The organism is Burkholderia sp. AU30198 (genome assembly GCF_020419825.1).
Lineage (GTDB): Bacteria > Pseudomonadota > Gammaproteobacteria > Burkholderiales > Burkholderiaceae > Burkholderia.
Genome location: NZ_JAIZSA010000014.1, coordinates 125,669 through 148,016 on the forward strand (window position 1 = coordinate 125,669; position 22,348 = coordinate 148,016).

The following is a 22,348-nucleotide window of genomic DNA, read 5'->3' on the forward strand; positions in this document are numbered from 1 at the left end:
ATCGAAAGTTCGTCATGGCGGCCATGCATTTTTCTCATGGCTCGTGAAGAGGAGCATGCAACGGCAAGGCTCGCCTGCCAGGCTGACATGCGAATCCGGCATTTCCCCTAGGGGATGTTACTGACCGGCCGCCGTCAGGTAGGCGAGCAGCACCGCCCGCAGTTCGCCGCGCAACGCGGCGAGGTCGAACGCGGGCCCGAGCGTCAGCAACGCCTGCGAGAGACCGCCGTAGCAGATCGTGTGAGCCATCCGCGCGAGCCCGTCGAGCCGTGCGGCGGGCGGCGGATCGGCCGCGTGCGCGAGCGCGTCGCGCCACAGCGCGACATACGCGTCGTAATGCCGGCGGTAGGCGGTGAGCGGCGACACCTGCCGCTCCAGCGCGAAGAGCGCGCCCCACAACGCCGCGTCGGCGCCGATCGCCTCGACCTGCAGGTCGACGAACGTGGCGGCGAGTTCGGCCCGTGGCGCACCGCGCAGTCGCGTCGCGGCATCGCGCAGCCGGTCGGCCAACGCCAGCACGTGCCGGTGGATGCAGAGCGCCGCGAGGCTCTGCTTGTCGCCGAAATACTCGTAGAAGGTGCCGATGCTGACGCCCGCGACGGCCGCGATCTCGCGGATCGTCGCTTTCGCGTAGCCGCGTTCGAGCAAAAGCTGAACGAACGCCTGCTGCAGCGCGTCGGAACTCGCCTGCGCGCGCGACTGGCGCGGCCGGCGGCGCAACGCTGGCGCGGGTTGCGCCGCCGGCTGGCCGGGCGGCGCCGGAACCTGAACATGTCGCGGCGGCATATTTGCTACTCTGGAAATCAGCAGGGAATGCGTTTTACCGGGGGCCGGAACCGGCGCCGCAGCGCCATCCGTGCGGCATGGCGCCGGCCGCCCGCGCAGCATGAGACCGGAGACAACCTCGATGACCGAATCGACTCACGCCGTCACGAACCAGTTCGACGAACTGGTCGACTATAACCTCTTCGCGACGGACATCGCGCTGCGCGACGCGCTCACCCGCGCGGGCGCCGACTGGGCCATGCCGCAGCTCGATGCGTACGGCGCGCGGCTCGGCAGCGCCGACACCGCGCGGCTCGCCGACGAAGCGAACCGCCACACGCCGGAACTGAACACGTTCGACCGGCGCGGCCGGCGCATCGACCTCGTCGAATTCCACCCGGCCTGGCACGCGCTGCTCGGCCAGTACCGCAACGAAGGCTTCGTGTCGCTCGCGTTCCGCGAGTCGCGCCGCGGCCGCTGGGCCGCAACCGCGGCCGGCTTCTACCTGCATGGCCAGATCGAGGCCGGCTCGCTGTGCCCGGCGACGATGACGCAGGCCGCGATCCCGGTGCTGCAGAAGGAGCCCGCGCTGTGGGAACTGCTGCGCGACAAGCTCTACAGCAACGATTACGATCCGCGCGACGTACCGGTCGCCGACAAGCGCTCGATCTGGTTCGGCATGGGCATGACCGAGAAACAGGGCGGCTCCGACGTGCGCGCGAACACGACGCTCGCGACCGCGGTCGGCGCGGGCGGACGCGGTGGCGAATACCGGCTGCGCGGCCACAAGTGGTTTTTCTCGGCGCCGATGTGCGACGCGCATCTCGTCGTCGCGCGCACCGAAGCCGGCAGCCCGTCGTGCTTCTACGTGCCGCGCTGGCGCCCGGACGGCACGAAGAACGCGGTCGAGATCCAGCGGCTGAAGGACAAGGTCGGCAACCGCAGCAACTCGAGCAGCGAGATCGAGCTGAACGACGCGTGGGGCATCATGCTCGGCGATGAAGGCCGCGGCATTCCGACCATCATCGAGATGGCCACCTACACGCGGCTGAATTGCGTGCTCGGCAGCGCGGCGATGCTGCGCCAGGGTGTCGTGCAGGCGATCGCGTACACGCGCCAGCGCCATGCGTTCGGCCGCGCGCTCGCCGAGCAGCCGCTGATGCGCACCGTGCTCGCCGATCTCGCGCTCGAAAGCGAAGCGGCGCTGTCACTGTCGATGCGTCTCGCCGACGCGTTCGAGCGCGACGACTCGCCGCGCGAACGCGCGTGGAAACGCATCGTCACGCCCGCCGCGAAATTCTGGGTGTGCAAGCGCGCGGTCGAACTGACCGGCGAGGTGATGGAAGTGTTCGGCGGCAACGGCTATGTCGACGACGGCCCGATCGCGCGGCTGTTCCGCGAGGCGCCCGTCAACTCGATCTGGGAAGGCTCGGGCAACGTGATGTGTCTCGACGTGCTGCGCGCGATATCGCGCGAGCCCGACGCGGCCGCCGCGCTGTTCGCCGAGCTCGCCGACCTCGGCGCGGGCGAACCGCGCATCCGCGCGGCGCTCGATACGCTGCGCGCGATGCTCGCGGCGCCGGCCGACACGCTCGAGGCGTCCGGCCGCGTGTTCGCGCAGCGGCTCGCGGTGGTCGCGCAGGCGTGCCTGCTGCGCCGCGACGCGCCGGCGGCCGTCGCCGACGCATTCGTCGCGACGCGGCTCGCCGCGCCTGACTGGGGCCGCATCGCGGGCGGCTTCGACCCGCACGCGATCGACGTCGCCGCGCTGCTGCAGCGCGCATACCCGGCCTGATGCCCTTTTGGATCGCTTGACAAGGCCCAGTTCGCCTTCGTTCGCCTGCCCGGAGCACCGATGATGAACCTCGTCGCCGCCCTCGACCGCGCCGCCCGTGCGACGCCCGACAAGCCGTTCCTCGTCAGCGAATCTGCGACGATCACCTATGCCGCCGCGCGCGAGCGCTCGCACCGCACGGCGGCCGTGCTGAGCGCACTCGGCATCGCGGCCGGCGACCGCGTCGCCGCGATGTGCTTCAACACGCCGGCCTTCGTCGACCTGATGTTCGGCGCGTGGCGGCTCGGTGCGACGTTCGTGCCGATCAACCACAAGCTGCAGGCGCCGGAAGTCGACTACGTGCTCGAACACAGCCGCAGCAAGGTGCTGCTGTTCGACGTGGCGCTCGCGCCGGTGGTCGAACGCCTCGTGCATCCCGCGCGGCGGCTCGTGACCGAAGGCGAGCTCGACGGCGTGCCGTGCTTCGACACGCTGTGCGCAACAAGGGATGGCCTCGCGGGCATCGAGCCGGCCGACGGCGACATCGCGCAGATCCTCTATACGTCCGGCACCACCGGCCACCCGAAAGGCTGCGTGCACAGCCACCGCACCGTGACGCTCGCGGCGATGCAGGCGGCACTCGCGATCGGCATCGGCCGCAACGAGCGCACGCTGATGGCGATGCCGATCTGGCATTCGTCGCCGCTCAACAACTGGTTCGGCGGCACGCTGTATGCGGGCGGCACCGTCGTGCTGCTGCGCGAATACCATCCGCTGCGGTTCCTGCAGGCGATCGAACGCGAGCGCGTGACGCTGTATTTCGGCGCACCTGTGTCGTACCTGCTGCCGCTCGACACGATCGACGGCTTCGCGGCGTTCGACCTGTCGAGCGTGCGCACATGGCTGTACGGCGGCGGCCCGATCGGCCCCGCGCAGGCCCAGCGGCTCGCGCGCGCGTATCGCAGCGACGCGTTCTTCCAGGTGTACGGCATGACGGAGGCGGGCCCGGCCGGCACGACGCTGTATCCGGACGAGCAGGTCTCGAAGGCCGGTTCGATCGGCCGCACGGGCGGCCCGGGCGTCGACCTGCGCGTCGTGCGGATGGACGGCATCGACGCGCAGCCGGGCGAGACCGGCGAGATCTGGCTGAAGACCGACAGCATGATGCTCGGCTATCTCGACGATGCAGCCGCGACACGCGCCGCGTTCGCACCGGACGGCTGGTATCGCACCGGCGACATCGCGCGGATCGATCAGGATGGCTACCTGTTCATCGTCGACCGGCTGAAGGACATGATCGTGACCGGCGGCGAAAACGTCTATTCGAAGGAAGTGGAGGACGTGCTCGGCGCGCACCCGGACATCGCCGAGGCGGCCGTCGTCGGCGTCCCGCATCCCGACTGGGGCGAGACGGTCGTCGCGCACGTGGTGCTGCGCGCGGGCAGCGTGCCCGACGCGGACGCGCTGCGCGCGTTCTGCGGCGCACGGCTCGCCGCGTACAAGATTCCGCGCGAATTCATGTTCGCGCAGGCGCTGCCGCGCACGCCGACGGGCAAGCTGCAGAAGTTCCTGCTGCGCGTGCGCCGCGAATAGCCGCTTGCCCGGCCACGGAAAAAGAAAAAGCCACCCGGCCCGACGGCCCGGTGGCTTTTTCGCATGATCGGCCGGGCAGCGACATGTGCCGCCGCCCGCGCGTCACGTCATCGGCTGCTTACTTGCCGCCGATGCTCTTCAGCGGCTTCCACTCGCCCTTCTCGACCTTGTACATCGTGATGCCGCCGTTCTTCAGGTCGCCCTTCGCGTCATACGCGACGTGCGTCGACGTCACGCCGGCCATGTCGGTCTTCGCGAGCAGAGGCAGGTACTTCGCCGGATCGGTCGAATCGGCCTTCTTCATCGCGTTGAACATCGCCATCGCGCCGTCGTATGCATACGGCGAGTACGTCTGCACTTCTTCGCCGAAGCGCTTCTTGTACTTGTCAGCGTACGTCTTGCCGCCCGGCATTTCTTCCAGCGGGAGGCCGGCCAACGAAGCGATCGTGCCGTCGGCCGCGTTGCCCGCGATCTTCAGGAACGTCGGCGTCTTCACCATTTCGCCGCTCATCAGCGGAGCGGTGATGCCGAGCGTCTTCATCTGCTTGACCATCGGTGCAGCCTGCGAATCCGCGCCGCCGTAGTAGACGAGGTCCGGCTTCCCGGCCTTCAGCTTGGTCAGAATTGCCTTGAAGTCGACAGCCTTGTCGTTCGTGAATTCGCGGTCGACGATCGTCGCGCCGCCGGCCTTGGCGGCCTTCTCGAACTGGTCGGCGAGACCCTGGCCGTAGGCCGTGCGGTCGTCGACGATCGCGATCTTCTTCATGCCGAGATCCTTCGACGCGAACGTGCCGGCCACCGAGCCTTGCTGCGTGTCGGACGTCATCATGCGGAAGGTCGTCTTGTAACCCTGCTGCGTGTATTCCGGTGCCGTCGCCATCGCGATTTCCGGGATGCCCGCGTTCGCGTAGATGCGCGAGGCCGGGATCGTCGTGCCCGAGTTGAAGTGGCCGAGCATGCCCTTGATGCCGTCGTCGACGAGCTTCTGCGCAACCGTCGTGCCGGTGCGCGGGTCAGCCTGGTCGTCCTGCGTGTCGAGTGCGAACTTCACCGGCTTGCCGCCGATCTTCGGGTTCGTCGCGTTGAAATCCTCGATCGCGAGCACGATCCCGTTCTGCATATCCTTGCCGTAGTGCGCCTGCGCACCCGTCATCGGCCCTGCGTAACCGATCTTCACGTCATCCGCATGGGCCGTCCCCGCCAGCGACATGACGGCGACAAACGTCGCGCCTGCCAGCTTTTTCATCGTGTGTTGCATAGCATCTCCTTGGTACCAGGGTAAATGGAGCGGCTTCGGGATCGCCTTGCCGCTTCCTTTGTTTGATCCGAACGGCAAGGATGATCAGCCGATCGTCATCAAATTCGCATTGCCGCCCGCCGCGGCCGTGTTCACGCTCACCGAGCGCTCCGTCAGCAGCCGTTCCAGCGCGTAATCTTCCGCGTCGCCGTTCTCGAACGCGCCCACCGACACGCCCTGCACCGACACGATCGGGCCCGGCCGCTGCGCGACGTCCTTCACGAGGGTCTGCAGTTCGTCGCTGTCGCCTTCGAACAGCACCGCGTCGAACGGCACGTCGACCTGCTTGCGCACGGCCGCGTGCACCTTCAGCGACGCCGGCAGCGCGGCGACCAGCGCCTCGCCGGCCGCACCCGCGAACAGCGCGCGGTTACCGGTCGCCAGCACCGCCGCGAACTGCGCACGCGCACCGCCCGGCGTTGCCGCGACGCACAACACCGTGCCGCGCGGGCCGAGTGTATACGTGTTTCGCTCGCCGGTCGGGCCGCTCAGCACCGCGGTCGCACCGGCCGGCACCTGGGCCAGATAGCCGTCGCAACGCGCGGCCAGCGCCGGCTCGCGCTGCTCGATCAGCCAGTCGCGCAGCGTGGTCAGCGCCGCCGCCGGGTTGCCGCGTGCATCGCCTTCCACCGCGCCGTCCGCCACCAGCGACTGCGCGAGCGAACGCGGCAGGCCCGACGGACGCGTCGCGAGCAGGCGCTGCAGGTACAGCGCGCCGCCGGCCTTCGGGCCCGTGCCCGACAGCCCTTCGCCGCCGAACGGCTGCACGCCGACCACCGCGCCGATCACGTTGCGGTTCACGTAGATGTTGCCCACGTGCGCATTCGAGATCACATGCGCGATCGTCTCGTCGATCCGCGTGTGGATGCCGAGCGTCAGGCCGTAGCCGGTCGCGCGGATCTGCTCCAGCAGCTTGTCGAGCTGGCTGCGGCGGTAACGCACCACGTGCAGCACGGGGCCGAACACCTCGCGCTTCAGCTCGTCGATGCTGCCGATCTCGATCAGCGTCGGCGGCACGAACGTACCGTGCGCACAGGCCTCGGGCGCCGGCAGCTGCGTGACGCCGTGACCCTTGTCCTTCATCGCCGCGACGTGCGTGTCGATCGTCTGCTTCGCTTCGCCGTCGATCACCGGGCCGACGTCCGTCGACAGCCGGTCGGGGTTGCCGAGCGCCAGCTCGTGCATTGCGCCCTTCAGCATCGTCAGCGTGCGGTCCGCAACATCGTCCTGCAGACACAGAACGCGCAACGCCGAACACCGTTGACCGGCCGAGTCGAAAGACGACTGCATCACGTCCGCGACGACCTGCTCCGCGAGCGCCGACGAGTCGACGATCATCGCGTTCTGGCCGCCCGTTTCCGCGATCAGCGGGATCGGCTTGCCGTCCGGATCGAGGCGCGAAGACAGCGTCTTGTTGATCAGGCGCGCGACTTCGGTCGAGCCGGTGAACATCACCGCGCGGGTGCGCGGATCGGCCACCAGCGCCGCGCCGACGGTCTCGCCGGTACCCGGCAGCAGTTGCACCGCACCGGCCGGCACGCCGGCCTCGCGCAGCAGGCGCACGGCCTGCGCGGCGATCAGCGGCGTCTGTTCGGCCGGCTTCGCGAGCACCGTGTTGCCGGCCGCGAGGGCCGCGGCAACCTGGCCCATGAAGATCGCGAGCGGGAAGTTCCACGGGCTGATACAGACCACGGGGCCCAGCGGACGGTGCGTGTCGTTCGAGAATTCGTCGCGGATCTGCGCGGCGTAGTAGCGCAGGAAGTCGACCGCTTCGCGGATCTCGGCGATCGCGTTCGGCAGCGATTTGCCGGCTTCGCGCACGATCAGACCCATCAGCGTGTGCATCTGCGCTTCGAGCAGGTCGGCCGCGCGCACCAGGCAATCGGCACGTGCATCGACCGGCGTCGCCTGCCAGATCGGCGCGGCGGCCACCGCGTGCGCGAGCGCCGCGCTCACGTGTTCGGCCGTCGCTTCGCTGACCGTGCCGACCAGGTCGCGCTGGTCGGCCGGGTTGCGCACGTCGCGGGCCGGCGCGTCGACGAGCGTGTCGTCGTCGAGCATCGGCGCCGCGCGCCACGGGAAATGCGCGCTCGCGAGCAGCGCGGACGACAGCGACGCGAGACGGTGTTCGTTCGACAGGTCGAGGCCCATCGAGTTGGGACGCTCGTCGCCGTACAGGTGGCGCGGCAGCGGGATCTTCGCGTGCGGCGCGCCGAGCGGCACGACCTTCGACGCCTCGTCGACCGGATCGGCGACCAGTTCCTTCACCGCCACGGTTTTATCCGCGATGCGGTTCACGAACGACGTGTTCGCGCCGTTCTCGAGCAGGCGGCGCACCAGGTACGCGAGCAGCGTCTCGTGCGTGCCGACCGGTGCGTACACGCGGCACGGACGGTTCAGCTTGTCGCGGCCCGTGACTTCCTCGTACAGCGGCTCGCCCATCCCGTGCAGGCACTGGAATTCGTACTGGCCCGGGTAGTAGTTCTGGCCCGCGAGCTGGTAGATCGCGGCAAGCGTGTGCGCGTTGTGCGTCGCGAACTGCGGGTAGACGGCATCCGGCGCCGCGAGCAGCTTCTTCGCGCACGCGAGGTACGACACGTCGGTGTAGATCTTGCGCGTGTAGACCGGATAGCCTTCGAGGCCGTCGACCTGCGCACGCTTGATCTCGGTATCCCAGTACGCGCCCTTCACGAGGCGGATCATCAGGCGGTGACGGCTGCGGCGCGCGAGATCGATCAGGTAGTCGATCACGAACGGGCAGCGCTTCTGGTAGCCCTGCACGACGAAGCCGATGCCGTTCCAGCCCGCGAGCTCCGGGTCGAAGCACAGCGCTTCCAGCAGGTCGAGCGACAGCTCGAGGCGGTCGGCCTCTTCCGCGTCAATGTTCAGGCCGATGTCGTAGCGGCGTGCGAGCAGCGCGAGCGCGCGCACGCGCGGCAGCAGTTCGCTCATCGTGCGGTCCTGCTGCGAGCGCGAGTAGCGCGCGTGCAGCGCCGACAGCTTGATCGAGATGCCCGGGCCTTCGTAGATGCCGCGGCCGCCGGCCGCCTTGCCGATCGCGTGGATCGCCTGTTCGTACGACGCGTAGTAGCGCTGCGCGTCCTCTTCGGTCGTCGCCGCTTCGCCGAGCATGTCGTACGAGTAGCGGAAGCCGCGCGCTTCGTACTTGCGGCTGTTCGCGAGCGCTTCGGAAATCGTCTCGCCGGTGACGAACTGCTCGCCCATCAGGCGCATCGCCATGTCGACGCCCTTGCGGATCAGCGGCTCACCGCCGCGGCCGATCAGGCGCGTCAGCGCCGACGACAGCCCCGCCTCGCTGTTGGTCGTCACGAGCTTGCCGGTGATCATCAGCCCCCAGGTCGCCGCGTTCACGAACAGCGACGGCGCGTGGCCGACGTGCGAACGCCAGTCGCCCTTGCTGATCTTGTCGCGAATCAGCGCATCGCGCGTCGCGCGATCGGGAATGCGCAGCAGCGCTTCAGCGAGGCACATCAGCGCGACGCCTTCCTGGCTCGACAGCGAGAACTCGTGGATCAGCCCTTCGACGCCGCCGCCCGAGCTCTTCTCGCGCAGCGCCTCGACGAGCTTCGTCGCGAGCGCCTGCACGTCCGCCTGCAGGTTCGCGGGCAGGCGCGCCTGGCCGAGCAGGAACGGCACGCATTCCGGCTCGGGGCGGCGGTACGCGGCCGTGATCGCCGCGCGCAGCACCGATTGCGGCTGCACGTTCTGCGCGAACTCGAGGAACGGATGCGGCGAGTTGTCGTCGTCGCCATCCGTGGACTGACCGTCGGCGAGCTCCGTCACGCCGCTGTGGCCCGACAGCTCGGGCGGCAACTGGCCGTGCTCGATCCGCTCGAGGTACGCGAAGATCGCCTGCTTGATCAGCCAGTGGGGAGTGCGCTCGAGACGCGCGGCGGCGTCCTTGAGGCGCGAGCGGAGAAGGTCGTCGACTTTGACGCCGAGAGTCGTGCTTGCCATGGTGGGTTCGTGCGCCGGTGCGAGCCCGGCAATGTGGTGTGAGAGGATGCGCGAAATCCTACGGCACGCAATAAAAAGGTGCAACCAAATTGCGAGATAGGTTGCACCCACAAGTTACTCAATATAATCAGCCACTTATGCGGTTGCAACCTAGGGGTTGCCCGTGGTCGGGGGATCGGTGTTTTCCCTGAGCGGGCCGGTTTGACATGCGTGCGCAACCTTCCGCGGGCCTGGCGGCGCACGAAAACCGGTTGCACTGGGTGTGATGGCGGACGGGGCGCCCGGGTGCGGCCGTGCGGCAACAGACGGTTCGGGGGTGCCCGGCGCGGCGGCCCGGGCTTCAACGCAGCGCCACGCAGCACGACGGCCGCATGGCGCGCGGCTCAGATATCCAGCGGATCGACTTCGACGCTCCACCGCAGCACGCCCTTCAGCGCGCGCAACTCCGGCTGCCACGCACGCAGCGCATGCTGCAGCGCCGCCCGCGACGCGCTTTCGAGCAGCAACTGCGCGCGGTGGACGTTCGCGACCTTGACGATCGTCATCGGCACCGCGTCGTACACGGTCACGCGATCGGCGCCCGGCAGCCCCGGCAACGCGGCCGCGGCTTGCAGCAGGAAGGCGAGCGCCGCGTCGAGCGTGCGCCCTTCGGCGCGCAGCAGCGCCTGGTAGACGAACGGCGGCAGGTGCGCGTCGCGGCGCTCGCCGAGCGTCGAATTCGCGAAGCCGACGTAATCCTGCCGCCCGAGCGCGTGGTACAGCGCATGACGCGGGTAACGCGTCTGCACGAGCACCTCGCCCGGCAGCCCGGCGCGCCCCGCGCGGCCGCTCACCTGCATCAGCTGCGCGAACAGCCGTTCGCTCGCGCGGAAGTCGTGCGAGAACAGCGCGGTATCGGCATTGAGCACGCCGACGAGCGACACGCGCTGGAAGTCGTGCCCCTTCGCGATCATCTGCGTGCCGACGAGGATATCGACCTCGCCCGCATGCACGTCGGAAAAGAGCGCCTGCGCGCTGCCCTTGCGGCGCGTGCTGTCCGCATCGATCCGCAGCACGCGTGCGCCCGGCACGGCCTCGGCGAGCGCCTCCTCGATGCGTTGCGTGCCGCGCCCGAGCGGCGCGATGTCGACGTTCCCGCACTCGGGGCACGATCGCGGAATGCGCGATTCCCAGCCGCAGTGATGGCAGCGCAACGCATGCTCGGGCTTGTGCAGCACGACGTACGCGCTGCAGCGCGGGCAGCCTGCGACCCAGCCGCAGGCGTCGCAGGCAAGCTGCGGCGCGTAGCCACGCCGGTTCAGGAACACGAGGCTCTGCTCGCCGCGTTCGAGCCGCGCCTTCAGCGCCGCGACGAGCGGCCCCGACAGCCCGCCCATCGACGCGCGCCCGCGCCGCCGCTCCTCTTCGAGGTCGATCAGCCGCACGGTCGGCAGCGTCGCGTCGGCCACTGCGCGGCGCGACAGCGTGAGCCGCGTGTAGCGGCCCTGCTCGGCCTGCCACCAGCTTTCGAGCGATGGCGTCGCCGAGCCGAGCACGACCGTGATGCCGAGCTGTTTCGCGCGCCACACGGCGAGATCGCGTGCCGAGTAGCGCAGCCCTTCCTGCTGCTTGTACGCGGGCTCGTGCTCCTCGTCGACGACGACCAGCGCGAGCGTCGGCATCGACGCGAGCACCGCGAGGCGCGTGCCGAGCACGATCCGCGCGCGGCCCGTATGCGCGGCGAGCCAGTTGCGCGCTCGCTCGCCCTCGGCGAGCCCGCTGTGCAGCGTGACGATCGCGTCGTCGGCGAGCGCGCCCGCGAAGCGCGCACGAAACGCGGCCTCGAACTGCGGCGTCAGGTTGATTTCGGGGACGAGCACGAGCGCCTGCGCGTCCGGCCGCGCGTCGAGCAGCGACGCGAGCGCATGCAGATAGACCTCGGTCTTGCCGCTGCCCGTCACACCGTGCAGCAGGAACGGCGCGAAGCCCTGCGCGGCGCGGATCGCGTCGAGCGCCTCGGCCTGCTGGTCCGTGAGCGCCGGCGGCACAGTTCGTCCACCGGCTGCCAACAGGTTATCCACAGCTTTGGGCACAGGCACATCGGCCCAGCCGATCTCCTCGACGTCGACCCAGCCGCGCGCCGCCCAGTCGTCGAACGTCGCGACCGCCTTCGGATGCAGCGCGCGCGCATCGGGCAACGCCAGCGAACCGGTGTCGACCAGCGCCTGCGCGAGCCGCCGCAGCGCGGCCCCGCGCGCGGGCAACGCATCGGGCAGCGCCGCGCGGCCGGCTTCCGTCGGCCGGTAACGCACCTCGGGCGCGAGCAGCCGCCCCCAGCGCCCGGCATCGCGCAGCGCCTGCGGCAGCGCCGGCAGCGCGACCTCGCCACGCCCGCGCTGGTAGTAGTCGGCGGCGAACGATACGAGCGCGAGCCAGTCCGGCGACAACGGCGGCAGGTCGGTGCAGATCGCGTCGATCGCGCGCAGCCGGGACGGCGGCACGTCGGTGTGAGTCGTCACTTCGCAGACCAGCCCGACGGCCTGCCGCTTGCCGAACGGCACCTGCACGAGCGTGCCGGGCCCGGGCGCCGGTTGCGCGTCGCAGCGGTAATCGAACAGGGTGGCGAGCGGATGGTCGAGCGCGACGCGCAGATAGGTACCGCTCATTACGGCGCTCCGGCGGCGGCACGCGCCGCATGGCCATGGACAGCCGGCATCCGCGCCCGCATCGAGGCGACGGACTTAAAGTAAAACTTCAGATTCGGCGCTAAGTTTTGGATTCGCATTAGGAATCGCCGTATACCCTGCCCAGCCTGTGGATAACTTTGTTGAGAACTCGTTGCTCACTGGCCGCAACGCGCGCGGGGCCGCGCTTTCCGCTGATTTTCCGCGCTTGTCGCGGTGCCCCGCAGAGCCTTATTCCATAAGGCTGCTATTCAAATTACCGAACCATAGCGAGACAAATTGACCGATACAGGGCTCTACCGCGCTGCAACGAGGAAAATGTGTATAAGTCAAGTCTTGACAAGCACTGAATCGGCAACCGGTGCGGGGTTGCGCCCTGTTTAGCGCCAACAGCGAAACGCTGTCACCCCGCAGTGCAGCATGACAGCGCTTGCGTTCAGCCGGCGGCTCCGCTACGGATCGCGCGGCTGTGGCGATGCACTTCGTCGACGAGTTCGGCGACGTGATCGGGCGACGTGAATTGCGAAATGCCGTGCCCGAGGTTGAACACATGGCCCGGATGGTTGCCGTAGCTGTCGAGCACCGCGCGCGCCTGCTCACGTACCGCGGCGGGCGGCGCGAACAGGATCGTCGGGTCGAGATTGCCTTGCAGCGCGACCTTGCCCGCGACGCGCTCGCGCGCGGCGCCAAGGTTGACCGTCCAGTCGAGGCCGACCGCGTCGACGCCGGTCGCCGCGATCTCCTCGAGCCACAGCCCGCCGCCCTTCGTGAACGTGATCACCGGCACGCGCTCGCCGTCGTGCTCGCGCTTGAGCTGCGCAACCACGCGGCGGATGTAGTCCAGCGAGAAGCGCTGGTACGCACCGTCCGCCAGCGCGCCGCCCCACGTATCGAAGATCATCACGGCCTGGGCGCCCGCTTCGATCTGCGCGTTCAGGTACGCGGCCACCGCCTGCGCGTTCACGTCGAGGATCCGGTGCATCAGGTCGGGGCGCGAATACGCCATCGACTTCACCGTGCGGAAATCGTCCGATCCGCCGCCTTCGACCATGTAGCACGCGAGCGTCCACGGGCTGCCCGAGAAGCCGATCAGCGGCACGCGCTGGCGGCCCTGGCCGTCGGTGAGCGCGCGGCGGATCTCGCGCACGGCGCCCGTCACGTAGCCGAGCGTCTCTTCGATGTCCGGTACCGCGAGCTTCGCGACGTCGGCCTCGGTGCGCACCGGATGCGCGAACTTCGGCCCTTCGCCGACCTGGAAGTCGAGGCCGAGCCCCATCGCGTCCGGAATCGTCAGGATGTCCGAGAACAGGATCGCGGCGTCGAGCGGAAAGCGCTCGAGCGGCTGCAGCGTCACTTCGGTCGCGTAGTCGGGATTCTTCGCGAGCCCAAGGAAGCTGCCGGCGCGCGCGCGCGTCGCGTTGTATTCGGGCAGGTAGCGGCCGGCCTGGCGCATCAGCCAGATCGGCGTGTAGTCGGTCGGCTCGCGCAGAAGCGCACGCAGGAAGGTGTCGTTGAGCAGGGTATGGGCCACGGTAGGAGCGACGATGCGAGGGCAAACCGGCATTTTACCGGACAGCCGCCACAAGGCTGCGCATGCCGACGCGATGGCGGCCATATGACGCGCGCGATGGCTCCGTTATGATCGGACGCTCATATCGAACGAAACCAGGGAGGAGACCGATGAAGACATTCGCCACGCTCGCCGCGGCCGCGCTGCTTTGCTGCGCCGCCGCGCACGCGCAGACCGGCGCGGGCGCCGGCTCGCGGCTCGACGACGTGCTCGCGCGCGGCACGCTGCGGGTGTGCACGACGGGCGACTACAAGCCGTATTCGTACTACCGTGCAGACGGCCGCTTCGAGGGCATCGACATCGACATGGCCGAGTCGCTCGCGAAGTCGCTGGGCGTGAAGACCGACTACGTGAAGACAAGCTGGCCGAACCTGACCGGCGACTTCGTCGCGAAATGCGACATCGCGGTGGGCGGCGTCTCGACGACGCTCGAGCGCCAGAAGCGCGCGTTCTTCACGCAGCCGTACGTCGTGGACGGCAAGACGCCGATCGTACGCTGCGCGGACGCCGACAAATACCAGACCGTCGCGCAGATCGACCGGCCCGAGACGCGCGTGATCGTGAACCCGGGCGGCACCAACGAGCGTTTCGCGAAGCAGTATTTCACGCACGCGAACCTCACCGTCTATCCGGACAACGTAACGATCTTCAAACAAATCCTCGCGGGCAAGGCGGACGTGATGGTGACGGATGCGTCCGAGACGCTGCTGCAGCAAAAGCTGAATCCGGGCCTGTGCTCGGTGCATCCGGACAAGCCGTTCCAGTTCGGCGAGAAGGCGTACATGGTGCCGCGCGGCGACGTCGCGTTCCAGCAGTACGTCGATCAATGGCTGCATCTCGCGCTGTCGACCGGCGAATACCAGGCGATTTCGGACAAATGGCTGAAGTAAGCGGGTGCGCGCGCGGTAGTCGATAGCGGGCACCGACCCCGCGGCTGACGCCCGCGAAAGTCGCTGCGCGGCGGCGGCCGAAGCGCCGCCGTTACACTTCGACGCAGCGTGCCGGCGCCGGCAAAATCGGCCGGCAGCCCCCGAATTGGCCGAACGGCCGACTTCCGCGCAGGCCAATCACGTTTCAAAATCTTTCTGACGAATGACTCGTCATGCGCGGTATCGGCCGAACCGCGCATTTTCTCGCGTGTAAATCGGCAGTTCGTCGAGCCTGATACGCACGAAAAACGCATCGTGCGCATGCGCTGAAAACGCTGCGGAAAATATGGGTAAAAATGACCTTTTTCAGACCCTCAAAAACAGAAAAAAATCCCGGAAAGCCTTATCTGGCGGGCGTTACAACCTGAAACACTTTGTTACCGCGAGGGGTCATTAATTCGCCCACAATGGCCTCAACGGTTTCAACACGGATGCGGTCTCGTGTGCCAAGTGTGAGCGGACGCGAAGCGCTGCGAGCCAGTCGGTCACGTACCGAAGCCCTTCCAAGGGGCATCCCTGTTGGAGTCGTTTCCGGCCCCCCGCCGGACTCGGTTTCATCTTTGGTCTCCTCGCGCTAACCCCGTAGCGTGTGGTTTTTAGCGGGCTAATAAGCCCGCTTTTTTTCGTCCATCGAAAACGCAACGGCCCGCAGGCCGCCGCGTTTTTCCCGCCTCCATGCCCCGCTACGCGGTCTTCTGCACGTCGAGCTTCAACTCCTCGATCATCCGGTCGCGCATCACGAACTTCTGCACCTTGCCCGTCACCGTCATCGGCAACTCGTCGACGAAGCGGATGTAGCGCGGGATCTTGTAGTGCGCGATCTGCCCTTGGCAGAAGGCACGCACGTCGTCCTCGGTCATCTGCTCGTCCGCGCGCAGCACGATCCACGCGCACAGCTCCTCGCCGTACTTCGCATCGGGCACGCCGAACACCTGCGCGCTCTGAATCTTCGGATGCCGAAACAGGAATTCCTCGATCTCGCGTGGATAGACGTTCTCGCCGCCGCGGATCACCATGTCCTTCAGCCGGCCGACGATGTTGCAGTAGCCGTCCGCATCGAGCGTCGCCAGGTCGCCCGTGTGCATCCAGCCGTCCACCAGCACCTCGCGCGTCTTCGCGTCGTCGTCCCAGTAGCCGAGCATCACCGAATAGCCCTTCGTGCACAGCTCGCCCGTCGCGCCGACCGGCACGATGGCGCCGCTCGGATCGACGACCTTCACCTCCAGATGCGGCTGGATGCGCCCCACCGTGGTCGTGCGCTTCTCGAGCGGATCGTCGGTCGAGCTCTGGAACGACACGGGGCTCGTCTCCGTCATCCCGTACGCGATCGTGATCTCCGACAGGTGCATCTGCGACACGACGCGTTTCATCGTCTCGATCGGGCACGGCGAACCGGCCATGATCCCGGTGCGCAGCGTCGACAGGTCGAAGTTCGGGAACGCGGGGTGATCGAGCTCGGCGATGAACATCGTCGGCACGCCGTGCAGCGCGGTGCAGCGTTCGTCGGCCACCGCCGCGAGCGTCGCGACCGGATCGAATGCTTCGCCCGGGAACACCATCGCCGCGCCCTTCGACACGCATGCGAGCACCGCGAGCACCATCCCGAAGCAGTGATACAGCGGCACCGGGATGCACAGCGTGTCCTGCTCGGTGAAACGCATCGCCGTCGCGATCGAGCGCCCGTTGTTGACGACGTTGCGATGCGTGAGCGTCGCGCCCTTCGGGCTACCCGTCGTACCGCTCGTGAACTGGATGTTGATCGGCTCGTTGGCCGTGAGCGTCGCACCGATCGCATCGAGCAACGCGGGATCGACGGCCTGGCGGCCGCGCGCCATCAGGTCCGCGAAGCGGAACATGCCGGCCGGCGCGACGTCGCCCATCGACACGACCGTGCGCAGGCTCGGCACGCGCGCCGCATGCAGCTCGCCCGGCGTCGCGGTCGCGAGCTCCGGCGCGATGGTCTGCAGCATCTCGACGTACGCGGATGTCTTGAAGCGCTCGGCGGCGATCACGGCCTTGCAGCCGACCTTGTTGAGCGCGTATTCGAGCTCCGACAGCCGGTAGGCCGGATTGATGTTGACGAGCACCGCGCCGATCCGCGCGGTCGCGAACTGCGTGAGCAGCCATTCGCTGCGGTTCGGCGACCAGATGCCGACGCGGTCGCCCTTCACGATGCCGAGCGACGCGAGGCCGGCCGCCAGCACGTCGACCTCGTTCGCGAACTCGCGCCAGGTCCAGCGCACCTGCTGCTCGCGGAACACGACGGCCGGACGATCGGGAAAGCGGCCGGCCGTGTCGAGCAGGAACCGGCCGAGCGTCGCTTCCGAGAGCGGCACGTCGGTCGTGCCGCGCACGTACGACAATCCGTTTTCGGGCGCGATCAGCGCCCCCACGCCAAGGTCTGCTGCCATGAATGTCTCCGTCCTTTTTGTCTGATCGGCCTGCGCGCTTCCACCGCCCGCCTCCGCCGCGCATTCGCGACGGAAAGCCTCAACACGGATGATGACGCGCGCGGCTGACGATACTCTGACAGCAAATCGCGGCGGACGGATGAAATAGCACGACCGGACGATATGATCCGGCCCGCAAAAAACAGACGAAAACGACGGACGAAAAAAAAGCAGCCCGAAGGCTGCTTTCTTTCGCGGGATACGCGGCGCGGCTCAGTGCCGGCTGCGAATCTTCGCCAGACGCTGGATCGCCTCGAGCTGCGCCATCGCGGTCGCGAGCTCGGATTGCGCCTTCGCGAGGTCGAGATCCGACTTCGCGTTCTGCAGCGTTTCCTCGGCACGCTTGCGTGCTTCCTCGGCTTTCGCCGCGTCGAGGTCCTTGCCGCGGATCGCGGTATCGGCGAGCACCGTCACGGCACCCGGCTGCACTTCGAGAATGCCGCCCGCGACGAACACGAATTCGTCGTTGCCGCCCTCGACTTCGATGCGCACCGCACCCGGACGAATCCGCGTGATCAGCGGCGTGTGACCCGGCAGAATGCCCAGCTCACCCGTTTCGCCCGGCAGCGCGACGAATTTCGCCTCGCCCGAGAAGATCTGCTCTTCCGCGCTGACGACGTCTACTTTGATGGTTGCCATATGGACTCCTGTCGACGAGTGCGAACGCCTCGCGGCGCCTGCCCTCGTCCCATGCACGGCGGATTGAGCGTGTTGCGGTCGGCGCGACCGGCCTGACTGTCGATCAATGAAGACCGACACCCCGACCCGCACGCGCCGTGCGACTCACTCGAATCCTTACGAGATCTTCTTGGCCTTTTCGAAGGCTTCGTCGATCGTGCCGACCATGTAGAACGCCTGTTCCGGCAGGTGGTCGCACTCGCCGTCGACGATCATCTTGAAGCCGCGGATCGTTTCCTTCAGCGGCACGTACTTGCCCGGCGAGCCCGTGAACACTTCAGCAACGTGGAACGGCTGCGACAGGAAACGCTGGATCTTACGAGCGCGCGCGACCGACTGCTTGTCTTCCGGCGACAGTTCGTCCATACCCAGAATCGCGATGATGTCGCGCAGTTCCTTGTAGCGCTGCAGCGTCTGCTGAACACGACGGGTGATCGAGTAGTGCTCTTCACCAATCACGTTCGGGTCGATCTGGCGCGACGTCGAGTCGAGCGGGTCGACCGCCGGGTAGATACCCAGCGAAGCGATGTCACGCGACAGAACGACGGTTGCGTCCAAGTGGCCGAAGGTCGTAGCCGGCGACGGGTCGGTCAAGTCATCCGCAGGGACGTACACGGCCTGGACCGACGTAATCGAGCCCTTCTTGGTCGACGTGATGCGCTCTTGCAGCTTGCCCATTTCTTCAGCCAGCGTCGGCTGATAGCCCACTGCCGACGGCATACGGCCGAGCAGTGCCGACACTTCGGTACCGGCCAGCGTGAAACGGTAGATGTTGTCGACGAAGAACAGCACGTCGAGGCCTTCGTCACGGAAGTGCTCGGCCATCGTCAGGCCGGTCAGCGCAACGCGCAGACGGTTGCCCGGCGGCTCGTTCATCTGGCCGTACACCAGCGCGACCTTGTCGAGAACGTTCGAGTCCTTCATTTCGTGGTAGAAGTCGTTCCCTTCACGGGTACGCTCGCCCACGCCCGCGAACACGGAGTAACCGCCGTGTTCCTTCGCGATGTTGTTGATGAGCTCCATCATGTTGACGGTCTTGCCCACGCCAGCACCGCCGAACAGGCCAACCTTGCCGCCCTTTGCGAACGGGCAGATCAGGTCGATAACCTTGATACCCGTTTCGAGCAGTTCGGTCGACGGCGACAGTTCGTCGAACGCCGGAGCCTTCTGGTGGATCGAACGCGTCGTTTCGCTTTCGATCGGGCCCGCTTCGTCGATCGGACGGCCAAGCACGTCCATGATTCGCCCGAGGGTCGGCTTGCCGACCGGCACCGAGATCGGCTTCGCCGTGTTCTTCACGGTCAGGCCGCGGCGCAGGCCGTCGGATGCACCCAGACAGATGGTACGGACAACGCCGTCGCCCAGCTGCTGCTGGACTTCGAGCGTCAGTTCCGAGCCATCGAGAATGAGCGCGTCGTAGATCTTCGGCATGCTGTCGCGCGGGAATTCCACGTCGATAACGGCGCCGATGCACTGTACGATCTTGCCTTCTACCAAAGCAGCAGTACTCATCGCTTTTCCTTTAAATACCTGATTCTTTACTCGCGCAAAGGCGCAGTTGTCGTCCCGGGCGCGCGCTTAAACAGCGGCTGCGCCGCCGACGATCTCCGACAGTTCTTTCGTGATCGCGGCCTGACGGCTCTTGTTGTACACGAGCTGCAGTTCGCTGATCACCGTCTTCGCGTTGTCGGACGCGGCCTTCATCGCGACCATGCGCGCCGATTGCTCGGACGCCATGTTTTCCGCGACGGCCTGGTACACCAGCGCCTCGACGTAACGCACGAGCAGTTCGTCGACGACTGCCTGCGCGTCCGGCTCGTAGATGTAGTCCCACGACGTGGCCGGCGTACCGTCATCGGCTTCGAAGTGCTCCGACGACAGCGGCAGCAACTGCTCGATCACGGCTTCCTGCTTCATCGTGTTGACGAAGCGCGTGTAAGCGATATAAACCGCCGACAGCTTGCCTTCCGAGTACAGATCGAGCTGCGTCTTCACGGCGCCGATCAGCTTGTCCAGATGCGGGGTGTCGCCGAGGTGCACGACCTGCGACAGCACCTTCGCGCCGAAGCGGTTCAGGAACCCGAGGCCCTTGCTACCGATCGCGGTGGCTTCGACCTTCTGGCCCTTCTCTTCCAGCTCCTTGAACTTCTGCACCGTCGCACGCAGCACGTTGGTGTTCAGACCACCGCACAGACCCTTGTCCGTCGTGACGAGGATGATGCCGGCCGTCTTCGCGCCTTCGTTCGCCACCATGAACGGGTGGCGGTACTCCGGGTTCGCGCGGCTCATGTGCGCAGCGATGGCACGGACCTTGTCCGCATACGGACGAGCGGCGCGCATGCGTTCCTGCGCGCGGCGCATCTTCGATGCGGCCACCATCTCCATCGCCTTCGTGATCTTGCGCGTGTTCTGCACGCTCTTGATCTTGCCGCGAATTTCCTTCATTCCAGCCATAGCTTGCTCCTTGACCGAAGCGGCGCGGGCGCATCAGCACCCGCGCGGCCTCAGTGTGTCACTCGCGGATCAATAGGCACCGGACTTCTTGAAGGATTCGATCGCCGAGCGCAGTGCGCCTTCGTCGTCCTTCGAGAGATCCTTGGTGTCTTCGATGCGCTTGATGAGGTCAGCGTTGCTGGTCTTCAGGCTTTCGCGCAGGCCCTTCTCGAACGACAGCACTTGCTTGACGTCGAGGTCGTCGAGGTAGCCGTTGTTTGCGGCGTACAGCGACACGGCCAGTTCCCACACCTGCAGCGGCTGGTACTGCGGCTGCTTCAGCAGTTCCGTCACGCGGCGGCCGCGCTCGAGCTGCTTGCGGGTCGCTTCGTCGAGGTCCGATGCGAACTGGGCGAATGCTGCCAGTTCACGATACTGCGCGAGGTCGGTACGGATACCGCCCGACAGCTTCTTCACGACCTTCGTCTGAGCGGCGCCACCGACTCGCGACACCGACACGCCGGCGTTGATTGCCGGGCGGATGCCTGCGTTGAACAGGTCGGTTTCCAGGAAGATCTGGCCGTCGGTAATCGAGATCACGTTCGTCGGAACGAACGCGGTCACGTCGCCAGCCTGCGTTTCGATGACCGGCAGTGCCGTCAGCGAGCCGCTCTTGCCCTTCACTTCGCCGTTCGTGAACTTCTCGACGTACTCTTCCGACACGCGAGCAGCACGCTCGAGCAGACGCGAGTGGAGATAGAACACGTCGCCCGGGTATGCTTCACGGCCCGGCGGGCGGCGCAGCAGCAGCGAGATCTGACGGTATGCCCAAGCTTGCTTGGTCAAGTCGTCATAAATGATCAGCGCGTCTTGGCCGCGGTCGCGGAAGTATTCGCCCATCGTGCAGCCGGCGTACGGTGCGAGGTACTGCATCGCTGCCGAATCCGAAGCCGAAGCGGCGACGACGATCGTGTATTCCATCGCGCCCGTTTCTTCGAGCTTGCGAACCACGTTCATGATCGACGAAGCCTTCTGGCCGATCGCGACGTAGATACAGATCAGGTCCTTGCCCTTCTGGTTGATGATCGCGTCGAGCGCCACTGCGGTCTTGCCGCACTGACGGTCGCCGATGATCAGCTCACGCTGGCCACGGCCGATCGGCACCATTGCGTCGATCGACTTGATGCCCGTCTGCACCGGCTGCGACACCGACTTACGCCAGATCACGCCCGGGGCGATCTTTTCGATCGCGTCGGTCAGCTTTGCGTTGACCGGGCCCTTGCCGTCGATCGGGTTGCCGAGCGCATCGACCACGCGGCCGACGAGTTCCGGACCAACCGGGACTTCGAGAATGCGGCCCGTCGTCTTGACGATGTCGCCTTCCGAGATGTGTTCGTATTCGCCGAGAATCACCGCGCCGACCGAGTCGCGCTCGAGGTTCAGCGCGAGGCCGAACGTGTTGCCCGGAAACTCGAGCATTTCGCCCTGCATCACGTCCGACAGGCCGTGGATACGCACGATACCGTCGGTCACGGAGATCACGGTGCCCTGGTTGCGAACGTCTGCGCTCGCTTCAAGGCCCTGGATCCGGCTCTTGATCAGCTCGCTGATCTCAGAGGGATTGAGTTGCATTATTCGCTCCTGATAGTCAATTCTGTTGCGTGCCGGCGTGGCGCTCAGGCGGTCAACGCAGCCTGCATCGATGCGAGGCGCGCGCGAACCGAGGTGTCGAGCACTTCGTCGCCGACCGTCACGCGCACGCCGCCGATCAGCGACGAATCGACTTCGACCGTCGGTTTCAGCTTGCGCTTGAACTTGCGTTCGAGGCCCGAGATGAGACTCTCGAGATCCGCGCCGTTCAGCGGGAACGCGCTCACGATCTCGGCGTCGGCTGCACCTTCACGTTCGTTCTTGAGCGCCTCGAACTGCTCTGCGATTTCCGGCAGCAGCGCGATGCGATGATTGTCGACCAGCATCTGCACGAAGTTCTTCGCTTCGGCGCCAGCACCGAGCGGCGACTTCACCGCAGCAAGCAGCAACTCGGCTACTTGCGTGCGCGTCACCTTCGGGCTCGACGCGACCGACAGCACTTCCGGCAGACGCGCAACCTGGGCCAGCTCTTGCACGAGCGTGGACCAGGCGGCGATGTCACCGCCCTCGGCCACGCGGAACAGCGCTTCTGCGTAAGGGCGGGCGATGGTTGCAAGTTCGGCCATGA

At 66.9% G+C, this 22,348-nt stretch carries 14 protein-coding genes; 3 read left to right on the plus strand and 11 right to left on the minus strand.

The genetic code is table 11. From position 1 onward, the window contains the following. Positions 1-117 precede the first annotated feature (117 nt). Positions 118-786 (minus strand): TetR/AcrR family transcriptional regulator, encoded by a 669-nt coding sequence (locus LGN19_RS27310; protein ID WP_226218150.1) that lies wholly within the window; start codon positions 784-786, stop codon positions 118-120. Between the two features lie 121 nt (positions 787-907). Here LGN19_RS27310 and LGN19_RS27315 point away from each other — a divergent pair, with 121 nt between their 5' ends. Further along, positions 908-2,560 carry an acyl-CoA dehydrogenase family protein gene (locus LGN19_RS27315; protein ID WP_226218153.1) on the plus strand — a complete coding sequence of 551 codons (1,653 nt, stop codon included), beginning with the start codon at positions 908-910 and terminating at the stop codon, positions 2,558-2,560. Positions 2,561-2,623: 63 nt separating this feature from the next. Then, positions 2,624-4,132, plus strand: a complete 1,509-nt coding sequence (locus LGN19_RS27320; protein ID WP_226218262.1) for a class I adenylate-forming enzyme family protein — start codon at positions 2,624-2,626, stop codon at positions 4,130-4,132. A gap of 118 nt (positions 4,133-4,250) precedes the next feature. Here the strand turns inward: LGN19_RS27320 and LGN19_RS27325 are convergent, their stop codons facing one another. The 4 genes from LGN19_RS27325 to hemE all read right to left on the minus strand — a co-directional run bounded on the left by LGN19_RS27325 (position 4,251) and on the right by hemE (position 13,601). Then, complete coding sequence (locus LGN19_RS27325; RefSeq protein ID WP_122944079.1) at positions 4,251-5,390, minus strand: branched-chain amino acid ABC transporter substrate-binding protein; 1,140 nt, start codon at positions 5,388-5,390, stop codon at positions 4,251-4,253. A gap of 84 nt (positions 5,391-5,474) precedes the next feature. Next, entirely contained in the window at positions 5,475-9,407 is a 3,933-nt protein-coding gene (putA, locus tag LGN19_RS27330) for a trifunctional transcriptional regulator/proline dehydrogenase/L-glutamate gamma-semialdehyde dehydrogenase (protein ID WP_226218155.1), read from the minus strand. Between the two features lie 383 nt (positions 9,408-9,790). Beyond that, the gene (locus tag LGN19_RS27335) at positions 9,791-12,052 is read right to left on the minus strand and encodes a primosomal protein N' (RefSeq protein ID WP_226218157.1); all 2,262 of its coding nucleotides are present in this window, start codon (positions 12,050-12,052) and stop codon (positions 9,791-9,793) included. Positions 12,053-12,506: 454 nt separating this feature from the next. Next, positions 12,507-13,601, minus strand: a complete 1,095-nt coding sequence (hemE, locus tag LGN19_RS27340; protein ID WP_319000663.1) for a uroporphyrinogen decarboxylase — start codon at positions 13,599-13,601, stop codon at positions 12,507-12,509. Between the two features lie 149 nt (positions 13,602-13,750). Between hemE and LGN19_RS27345 the strand changes: the two genes are divergently transcribed. Beyond that, positions 13,751-14,530, plus strand: a complete 780-nt coding sequence (locus LGN19_RS27345) for a transporter substrate-binding domain-containing protein (protein ID WP_226218163.1) — start codon at positions 13,751-13,753, stop codon at positions 14,528-14,530. Positions 14,531-15,252: 722 nt separating this feature from the next. Here LGN19_RS27345 and LGN19_RS27350 read toward each other — a convergent pair. The 6 genes from LGN19_RS27350 to LGN19_RS27375 form a co-directional block, all read right to left on the minus strand. Further along, positions 15,253-16,980, minus strand: coding sequence for an AMP-binding protein (locus tag LGN19_RS27350; protein WP_174960093.1), 1,728 nt, complete (start codon positions 16,978-16,980; stop codon positions 15,253-15,255). A gap of 252 nt (positions 16,981-17,232) precedes the next feature. Then, a complete protein-coding gene (locus LGN19_RS27355) occupies positions 17,233-17,658 on the minus strand; it encodes a F0F1 ATP synthase subunit epsilon (RefSeq protein ID WP_006477288.1) in 426 nt (141 codons plus the stop codon). Between the two features lie 156 nt (positions 17,659-17,814). Continuing rightward, positions 17,815-19,209 (minus strand): F0F1 ATP synthase subunit beta, encoded by a 1,395-nt coding sequence (atpD, locus tag LGN19_RS27360; RefSeq protein WP_226218165.1) that lies wholly within the window; start codon positions 19,207-19,209, stop codon positions 17,815-17,817. Between the two features lie 66 nt (positions 19,210-19,275). Next, positions 19,276-20,151, minus strand: coding sequence for a F0F1 ATP synthase subunit gamma (gene atpG, locus LGN19_RS27365; protein ID WP_011350526.1), 876 nt, complete (start codon positions 20,149-20,151; stop codon positions 19,276-19,278). 69 nt (positions 20,152-20,220) lie between these two features. Beyond that, positions 20,221-21,762, minus strand: coding sequence for a F0F1 ATP synthase subunit alpha (gene atpA / locus LGN19_RS27370; protein WP_011350525.1), 1,542 nt, complete (start codon positions 21,760-21,762; stop codon positions 20,221-20,223). Positions 21,763-21,806: 44 nt separating this feature from the next. Beyond that, positions 21,807-22,346, minus strand: coding sequence for a F0F1 ATP synthase subunit delta (locus LGN19_RS27375; protein ID WP_174960091.1), 540 nt, complete (start codon positions 22,344-22,346; stop codon positions 21,807-21,809). Between the last annotated feature and the right edge of the window lie 2 nt (positions 22,347-22,348).

What these genes read in the sequence shown, in the direction of transcription:
- LGN19_RS27310 (WP_226218150.1), bottom strand. Translation starts at nt 786, where the DNA reads ATGCCGCCGCGACATGTTCAGGTTCCGGCGCCGCCCGGCCAGCCGGCG.
- LGN19_RS27315 (WP_226218153.1), top strand. Translation starts at nt 908, where the DNA reads ATGACCGAATCGACTCACGCCGTCACGAACCAGTTCGACGAACTGGTC.
- LGN19_RS27320 (WP_226218262.1), top strand. Translation starts at nt 2,624, where the DNA reads ATGAACCTCGTCGCCGCCCTCGACCGCGCCGCCCGTGCGACGCCCGAC.
- LGN19_RS27325 (WP_122944079.1), bottom strand. Translation starts at nt 5,390, where the DNA reads ATGCAACACACGATGAAAAAGCTGGCAGGCGCGACGTTTGTCGCCGTC.
- putA (WP_226218155.1), bottom strand. Translation starts at nt 9,407, where the DNA reads ATGGCAAGCACGACTCTCGGCGTCAAAGTCGACGACCTTCTCCGCTCG.
- LGN19_RS27335 (WP_226218157.1), bottom strand. Translation starts at nt 12,052, where the DNA reads ATGAGCGGTACCTATCTGCGCGTCGCGCTCGACCATCCGCTCGCCACC.
- LGN19_RS27345 (WP_226218163.1), top strand. Translation starts at nt 13,751, where the DNA reads ATGAAGACATTCGCCACGCTCGCCGCGGCCGCGCTGCTTTGCTGCGCC.
- LGN19_RS27350 (WP_174960093.1), bottom strand. Translation starts at nt 16,980, where the DNA reads ATGGCAGCAGACCTTGGCGTGGGGGCGCTGATCGCGCCCGAAAACGGA.
- LGN19_RS27355 (WP_006477288.1), bottom strand. Translation starts at nt 17,658, where the DNA reads ATGGCAACCATCAAAGTAGACGTCGTCAGCGCGGAAGAGCAGATCTTC.
- atpD (WP_226218165.1), bottom strand. Translation starts at nt 19,209, where the DNA reads ATGAGTACTGCTGCTTTGGTAGAAGGCAAGATCGTACAGTGCATCGGC.
- atpG (WP_011350526.1), bottom strand. Translation starts at nt 20,151, where the DNA reads ATGGCTGGAATGAAGGAAATTCGCGGCAAGATCAAGAGCGTGCAGAAC.
- atpA (WP_011350525.1), bottom strand. Translation starts at nt 21,762, where the DNA reads ATGCAACTCAATCCCTCTGAGATCAGCGAGCTGATCAAGAGCCGGATC.
- LGN19_RS27375 (WP_174960091.1), bottom strand. Translation starts at nt 22,346, where the DNA reads ATGGCCGAACTTGCAACCATCGCCCGCCCTTACGCAGAAGCGCTGTTC.